Raw genomic sequence first — 7,445 nt, 5'->3', positions numbered from 1 at the left:
CAGTTCGCGGTCATGCTCCATCTATTTCAGCTTTTATTTAGAAATGCGTTCTTAGTGCGATCGCACCTTGGATAGCCTGTACAGCCCAGGAAAATCCCTCCATCTGAGCGGCGTTTTCGTCCTTCAATTTGTCCACCACAGCCAGAGCGATCGCACTTTAACCTCATGAACCGAGCGAGGTCTGTCGCTTCTCTCACCCTGATACTGTCGGTTCGCTAACTCTTGTGAGAGAAAACTATTTTCCAACGAAAGAATGCGGTCTTGAAGCCCTGTAAATTTTTAAGAACTTACTTGATCTTTGAGGTAATTTGTGCGTATACCACCTCTTGTGGGGATTATTGAGAATCTTCTCAAGAAAAACAGAAAAAATAGTACAAAAAAATTACTTTTTGCTTTAAAAATTAAGCGAACCGACAGCTGATAGGCTTCGTGTATCCACAGCCCTGCACTGTACAAGCAAGATAAGCACCATATCTACCTGACTGTAACCATAAAGTACTGTTTCCACATCTCAGGCATCTGTTTCCGATCGGACTTCTATCTGTTTTACTCCTCTCTGTCAATGTTTCACGCTTTAACTCATCATCCGGTATTAATCGGCAGAAAGCATAGAGCAGTTTAACCGTCGCAGCCATTTCCAACCGCAGCACCGGATTCGACGACGAACTCGAATTCAGGTAAACCCACAAGATTTCGCGATCGATTCCTACAAAAGAAGCTTCAGTCCGAAGCTCGATGTCCCATAGCTTGGTATTCTCCAGCCCAATCTGAGCAAAGTCGCAACAGCCCTGCCCCGTAATGAAAAATCGAACACTAGGGCGACAAGATTTGAGAATAGCCGCTGAAAAGTGATGAGCAGTCAGTCGAGTAGACCAACTGATCGCAATTTCTTCTTTTGCCTGCATCAAATCTGCTTCAATCTGGCTTTTCGCAGCTTGATGACTAGAAAAATATTGTATTCCTGGTAACTGGGGCATCCATCCCGCAGAGTTTGCAGGACTTGCCCAACTCAAGCCCTCAACATCACCCTGCGCTTTCACCTGATTCATAAGCTGATAAAAACTACTAGAAGGCAGTAGCTTCTCTCTGATGAATTGATCATTAACCAAAGCAATAAATTTGCCCTGAGCGCGAGTAATCGCAACGTTTGCAAGACGCATGGATGTTCCATTCGTACTATCACGCAGCAATAATCCAGCCTGTCTCTTCGGCTTACCATCGACTGCATCAAAAATGATGATGTTCTGCTCAGACCCTTGAAAGCTATGCACAGTAGCCGCTTTGACTGACTGATCTAAAAGCTTCGTATCTCTCAATAAACGATTGATCAATCGAGCCTGAGCATTGTAAGGAGTGATGATTCCAATACTGAGGTTCTGAGTTTGGACAATTCGATAAGCACTATCAATCGCCGCGATCGCAGACACCAAATTAAACCGACTTTTTGACTGCCTTTCAGTTCGACAAAAAGAAGAGAGCTTTGTCAAATCGCGGAAAACCAGTGCTATTCCTTCTCCGGGAAGACTTTCGGCAATTGAACTTGTCCGTTCCACAACTCCCGAATCTGTTGCAAGCTGACCGTCGTAGAATAGCTGATTCGGAACGATCGCAATGTCTGGGTGCATTCGATACTGGGTTTTCAATAGCACGAGCCGAGAATCTGGAATGCCCTGTCTCACTTTGCGAACGATCCCTGCCTCTACAAAAATATCTTGCTGAAGCCATCGCTCAGCGGCATCCGTGGTTGATTGAGAAATGGGCGCAAGCTGTCTGAAATCTCCAAACACTGAAATCCTTCGTTTTGCCAATGTGCTAACAAACGCGCAGTGAGGAATGTACGCCATACTTGCCTCATCGACAACGATCACATCAAACCGCCGATCATAAATCTCAGCCGCGATCGACGCTTTAGAAAACGTGCATCCAACAATGTGCGCCTTCTGAACAAAACCTGCCTCCACTTCCCGCAGTTCAGCTTTGAGCGGTTCTAATTCTTCTCTGACCTGCTGTAATTCAAGCGTCACTTCACGGCGTTGGTTAGTCGTTAGTTCTGCTTTCCGAGATTGCTGCATCAGCTTTCGCTTCTGGTCTTCCAACGCTTCAATCTCTTCGACTAAATCAGGATTCTCTTGGTACCTGTCTATTTTCTCTAATACCCCCAAACGAAAGAGGTGTGGTAGAGTATGGCACAAGCGACCGCAAATCTTGAATTCAGTGTAGCCATGACCATCGATTATGAAGCCGAGCTACTCAATCGCGACCAACAGATTGCCGACCTGTTGCAGCGCAATCAAGAGATGGCGGAGGAAATCAAACGGCTCAAGGAATTGCTGACGGCAAAAGGGAAGGCAAAAGGTGCCCAAAAGCCAAAATTCAAACTCAACTATAGTCTAGCCGGGACGCAACGGCGGAGTAAGCGAGGCAAGCAAGCCACCGGACGCTCATCCCAAAGCTGAGAAAAGCGCTCAGGTCAACGTGAACACAGCGATTTATCCGGGCGGAGTGGTTCCGCAAACCTGTGAGGTGAATCGGCATCAGTCAGTGTGGCGGATCATTGAGGGGAAAGCCCAGTATGTCGATTATGCGATTTATGCTGAACCCGGAAACCCTGTAGTGCCGAGGTGCCTGGGGTGCGTAACCGCCGCAGTGAGTATGGAGTGGAAATCATCTTGATGGTGGCATTTTTGCACTATTGGATCGGGATCTCACTCGACCATGTGTGTGAGGTGTTGCAATTTTTCACGGGGTTAAAGTTGAGCAAATCCCAAGCGAACGCCTTGTTAAATCAACTGAGCACCGATTGGTCAGAGCAATACGACACGATAGCAGAATTGTTAGCCGTGCAGATGGTGATTTACATTGATGAGACGGGCTGGAAAGTGGGTGTTCAGTCATGTTACACCTGGGCCTTTTCAAGCTTGAGGTACGTGCTGTTTCGCTGTGGGGTAGGGCGGGGGAAAGCCGAAGCACAAGCGATTTTAGGAGAGCGCTTTCAGGGGATTGGGGTGAGCGATGATTATGCGGCCTACAAGTTTCTGTTTGAGCAGCACCAATTGTGTTGGGCGCATCTGTTGCGAAAAGCCATCAAACTGAGGCTGGAACACCCGGATGAAGCAGAGTATGGGGTGTTTTTAGAGCAACTCTGTGACCTCTATCAACAAGCAGTACGCTGGCAAAAGGATGGTCGCTTGAGTGTGGGTCGCCCTCAAAAAGTGGAACAATTGCAAGCAGACATCCTGGCTTTGTGTTCTCGTGCGGGTGAAGCCATTGATAGCGAATCGATGCCGACCCATGCTGCCACCTTTGTACGACTGCAAAATGAATTGGTGAATGGGTTAGATGCCTTGTTTGTCTTTGTCGCCCATCCTGAAGTCGAACCCACGAATAATCTCTCTGAACGCAATGTTCGACGTGAAGCTGAGGTTCGCAAAGGGGGCAGAACCAGTAAAACCAAAGCCGGGGCTGAGCGTCGTAGCATTGTCATGAGCGTCCTGGCGACGCTCAATACCCACTTTGAGAAATTTACACTAACGCAGTTGACCAGTGAAGTTCACCGTTGGATGAAGCAGGGCTATTCCATCTTTCAACTAGAATTGGCTGCCATCACTCAAGCAAACCCTCCCCCGGTCACCTCTTAAGGGCGGTTGTTATCAGAAAAACGTTCTTCTCCACAATCTTCAGGTCATCGTCTGAAGTTTCAGTAATACTTCAAGGTTTTGAAGCAACTCTGTTGCTCCAAGCATCCCATGCTGCAATTTCTGAAAATTAAAATAGACACCTACTTCTCTTGCCGTGCAATCTCTCTAACATCCAGGCTGGAATATCGCTCAAAAACTTCGCGACTCGCAGCACCATACCGCAATACCATGCCATTCCGGTAGTAGGGAGAGTTTTGTAGATTTTGAGCCACACTTTGCATTGCGACATCCACTGCACTATTACTATGAGCAACCACTAAAACCGATTCACCAGCCTGAGCCAATGCCGCAACTGCTATTCCTAGCGTTTTGGTTTTTCCCGTTCCAGGCGGTCCCTAGACAAAACTGACCTCGTGATGCAGCACCCGATCAACTGCAAGCAATTGATGCTCGTTGTAGTCGGTTGCACCAAATCCCATCTGCTCTAAAAAGCTCTGAGTCTGGCTCAAATTTGTTTGCGCGACGCTCGCTGTTTCGCTCAGAAGTCGTTCTGCAAGTGAGCGGTTAGAGCCAGCAATCGAATTGGCTGCGACGAGCCGCTGTTGGAGTTGCTCTAACAGAAACCAAGGCTCGGTTAAAAGCGTTGCAATCGCGATCGAGTCCCCAATGTCTTCTGCCAATCCCAAAACAATCTCAAAGCCTTCAACAGAAAGAATGAGACAACTGCGCCGCTCTCCTCGGTAAACTAGAGCGGCTGGGGTTTGGTCTGGAAACCTTAGCTCTGAGTCAGCCGTAAAAGAATAAATGTACCTCCCTTCAGATCTTGCCAGTCGATGCCCGTCGCTAATAAAGACCTGCCTGCCTTGTCCTTTACGGAGGGCGCTGATCTCGTCACTCAGCGCTATTTGAAATTCTGCAAGATAGTCTGCGAAAAGCATGGTTTTTCTCGGTGCAATTAGTCGTGATTGCACTTATTGTTCACAACCACCTCAGCTAAATTTCTGCTTCACTGGGGGGTAAACCCCCCAGTGATCGAGGGGATTTTACACCTGTGGATTCCCTACCCTGGTTGTGCTAATCCCACAATCCTCGACCCTGAACAGTCTCTTACTGAACCAAAATCGATTCACCATGCCATAATGACCCTGGCAAATCATGGCTACGGTTTACTGAGCAGAACGAGCAATGAACATCAGCACAATCTTGGATCAGATTGACCTTGGCAGCGTCGCTTTGCCAGAGTTTCAGCGCGGCTATGTCTGGAATCGCGACCAAGTAAGAGGTTTGATGGATTCTCTGTACCGTAAGCATCCTGTAGGAAGCCTTTTGGTTTGGGTCACTCAAACTGACCAAGCGATCGATTACGCACGCGGAAATAGCAAGCTTGCAGCAGGTGTCGTCAAACTCCTGCTAGACGGACAGCAACGAATCACATCGCTTTATGGCATTGTTCGAGGTAAGCCACCCAAATTCTTCGATGGCAATTCTCAAGCCTTCACGGGACTCTACTTCAATCTTGAGGAAGAAAGCTTCGAGTTCTACGCTCCGATGAAAATGCAAGGAAATCCACTCTGGATTAGTGTCACAGACTTGATGCAGCAGGGCGTTGGAAGCTTTATTCAAACGCTAGTCACGCGCCCCGACTTTCAACCCAATCTCACAACGTACATCAATCGATTGAATGCAATCGACTCAATTAAAACAACCAATCTTCACATCGAAGAAGTAACTGGTGAAGATAAAACAGTAGATGTTGTCGTGGACATTTTCAACAAAGTCAACAGTGGCGGAACCAAGCTTTCAAAGGGTGATTTAGCTCTAGCAAAAATCTGCGCTGAGTATCCGAGTGCCCGCGATCAATTGAAAGCAAAGCTGGAAAAGTGGAGCCAAGCTGGGTTTTACTTCAATCTGGATTGGCTTCTACGCTGTATCACAACGACCGCAACCGGAACTGCTTTCTTCTCAGCTCTCAAAGACGTTGATACCCAAACTTTCCGAAAAACGTTGGATCAAACCGAGCAAGCGATCGACACTTTACTCAATCTCATTGCAGGTCGCCTTGGACTGGACCACGATCGGGTGCTAGGCAGCCGCTATTCTTTTCCGCTGCTTTGTCGCTATCTCGCTCAACAAAACGGGCAGCTTGGCAACCACAAAGAGCGCGACCAACTGCTTTATTGGTATATTCATACGCTTCTGTGGGGTCGCTATGCAGGTTCAACCGAATCTGTTCTTAATCAAGACCTTGCCGCAATCTCACAATCGGATGGTGCTTTAGAACAATTGATCGCTCAACTCAGACGAGATCGCGGCGATTTGCGGATTCAGCCGAATGATTTCGCCGGATGGAGTGTCGGTTCTCGTTTCTACCCAATGCTTTATCTATTAACGCGAGTCTGCAACGCTCAAGAATGGGAATCAGGCATTCCTCTTTCTGCTCATCTTCTCGGTGCATTGACTAGCCTGCAAGTGCATCACATTTTCCCGAAATCATTGCTCTACAAATATGGATACGATCGCAGCGAAGTCAATGCGATCGCAAATTTCACCTTCTTAACCCAAGACACTAATCTAAAAGTCTCGAATCAGAAGCCAGAAGACTATTTTTCGCACTACGAGGAGAAATATCCCGGCTGCATTGCTTCTCATTGGATTCCTATGGATCGAAGTCTTTGGAAAATTGAGAATTACCGAGATTTTCTCGCTGCCCGACGTGAGCGATTAGCAAAAGCAGCAAATGACTTTCTAGATGGCTTGTCTTCAGGTACAGTGCCAGAGTCTCAACCCACTCCCCCAATCCTAGAACGTCAAGCCGTTGCGCTCCCAGATGGCGTTACCAGCGAAGTCGAAGAGCAGCAGCTAGCGGCTTGCAACCAGTGGGTGAGACAAGGTTTGCCTGCGGGTGAGTTGATGTATGAGCTAGTTGATCCTGTAACAAAAAGTCCGATCTCAATTTTTGACTTAGCCTGGGCACATGGATTACAACCTGGACTGAGCCAGCCAGTTGCAATCCTGCTGGATGAAAGCCAATCTGTTGAGGAAGCTGCAAATCAGGCTGGATATCGATTCTTCACAACAATCGAAGACTTTAAGATTTATGTTTCAAAAGAAATTCTTTCCCAAGCTATAGCGGAATCAGTCCCTTAGTTTGTGGCAAAGGTTCCAATTTCCTTATCGCAAGCATCTTTCCCACAGAATTTAGAGGAGACTTGAAAGGGTCAGGGGTGCGATCGCAGCCACTCTTCTAACTTAGCGCTATTGCTCAAATTCAGTAACGCGATCGCAATTGCGTCTAACGCTATCACCGATAGTCCTTCGATTTGCACTTCTACAGTCAGGCAATTTAAACTTCAGATTGCGTTTTAATTGGTTTCGCTGCAATGCGAGCAGGTTCTCTATACCAGAGGCATCGCGCTTTCACCTTTAGATTTTTACTTTTCTGCACGATTCAATCTTCAACCGTACAGAAAACATCTGAGCAATTCCTTATCGAATTAAACACCGCACTTCGATTTCACGCGACTCAAATCACATAACGCTCACGAGTGCGATCACGGCACTGAATTAGATTTTGAAGGAAATCAGAAAATTTTGCTATCAGCCGTTTTCACTTACAGATATGCTTATTTACTAAGATTAAAATTAAGAAACTATTCTGTAATCATTCGTGATAACTGTACTTAGTCAAAATTAGAACGGAACCAGTACTATAGTGCGGATGTGCATTGGTGAATGCAGAGCAGCGGCTCATCTCCAGCCATCAGACTATTTGTAGCGTTTGAGAATAGCGCACATAGTTTATACACG

Annotated in this window: 7 protein-coding genes and 1 pseudogene; 4 read left to right on the top strand and 4 right to left on the bottom strand. The window is 46.9% G+C overall.

Features of this window, described 5'->3' with window-relative positions:
* Window positions 1-401: 401 nt before the first annotated feature.
* Window positions 402-2,162 carry an AAA domain-containing protein gene (locus ACKFKH_RS20380; RefSeq protein WP_446860174.1) on the bottom strand — a complete coding sequence of 587 codons (1,761 nt, stop codon included), beginning with the start codon at window positions 2,160-2,162 and terminating at the stop codon, window positions 402-404.
* Between the two features lie 60 nt (window positions 2,163-2,222).
* Here ACKFKH_RS20380 and ACKFKH_RS20375 point away from each other — a divergent pair, with 60 nt between their 5' ends.
* Genes ACKFKH_RS20375 through ACKFKH_RS20365 form a run of 3 tightly spaced genes read left to right on the top strand, consistent with a single transcriptional unit; the run spans window position 2,223 to window position 3,638 of the window.
* Window positions 2,223-2,456, top strand: a complete 234-nt coding sequence (locus tag ACKFKH_RS20375; RefSeq protein WP_446860173.1) for a hypothetical protein — start codon at window positions 2,223-2,225, stop codon at window positions 2,454-2,456.
* A 19-nt stretch (window positions 2,457-2,475) separates the two neighbouring features.
* Window positions 2,476-2,673, top strand: coding sequence for a hypothetical protein (locus tag ACKFKH_RS20370; RefSeq protein WP_446860172.1), 198 nt, complete (start codon window positions 2,476-2,478; stop codon window positions 2,671-2,673).
* Window positions 2,631-3,638: an IS66 family transposase gene (locus ACKFKH_RS20365; protein WP_446860171.1), complete on the top strand. Its 1,008-nt coding sequence runs from the start codon at window positions 2,631-2,633 to the stop codon at window positions 3,636-3,638. Before ACKFKH_RS20370 ends, ACKFKH_RS20365 begins: the two co-directional genes overlap by 43 nt.
* A 140-nt stretch (window positions 3,639-3,778) precedes the next feature.
* On the opposite strand, the pseudogene ACKFKH_RS20360 reads toward ACKFKH_RS20365, so the two are convergent.
* Window positions 3,779-4,021 (bottom strand): annotated as a pseudogene (locus ACKFKH_RS20360) (hypothetical protein); the annotation flags it as partial.
* Between the two features lie 12 nt (window positions 4,022-4,033).
* Window positions 4,034-4,576, bottom strand: a complete 543-nt coding sequence (locus tag ACKFKH_RS20355; RefSeq protein ID WP_446860170.1) for a hypothetical protein — start codon at window positions 4,574-4,576, stop codon at window positions 4,034-4,036.
* A gap of 247 nt (window positions 4,577-4,823) precedes the next feature.
* Here ACKFKH_RS20355 and ACKFKH_RS20350 point away from each other — a divergent pair, with 247 nt between their 5' ends.
* Window positions 4,824-6,785, top strand: coding sequence for a GmrSD restriction endonuclease domain-containing protein (locus ACKFKH_RS20350; protein ID WP_446860169.1), 1,962 nt, complete (start codon window positions 4,824-4,826; stop codon window positions 6,783-6,785).
* A 71-nt stretch (window positions 6,786-6,856) separates the two neighbouring features.
* Here ACKFKH_RS20350 and ACKFKH_RS20345 read toward each other — a convergent pair whose 3' ends face one another.
* On the bottom strand, window positions 6,857-6,964 hold the full coding sequence (locus ACKFKH_RS20345) for a DUF4351 domain-containing protein (protein ID WP_446860168.1): 108 nt from the start codon (window positions 6,962-6,964) through the stop codon (window positions 6,857-6,859).
* Window positions 6,965-7,445 lie beyond the last annotated feature (481 nt).

It is taken from the genome of Phormidesmis sp. 146-20 (assembly GCF_052939475.1).
The sequence above is the reverse complement of the archived record's forward strand: the minus strand, read 5'-3'. Positions and strand labels throughout refer to the sequence as shown.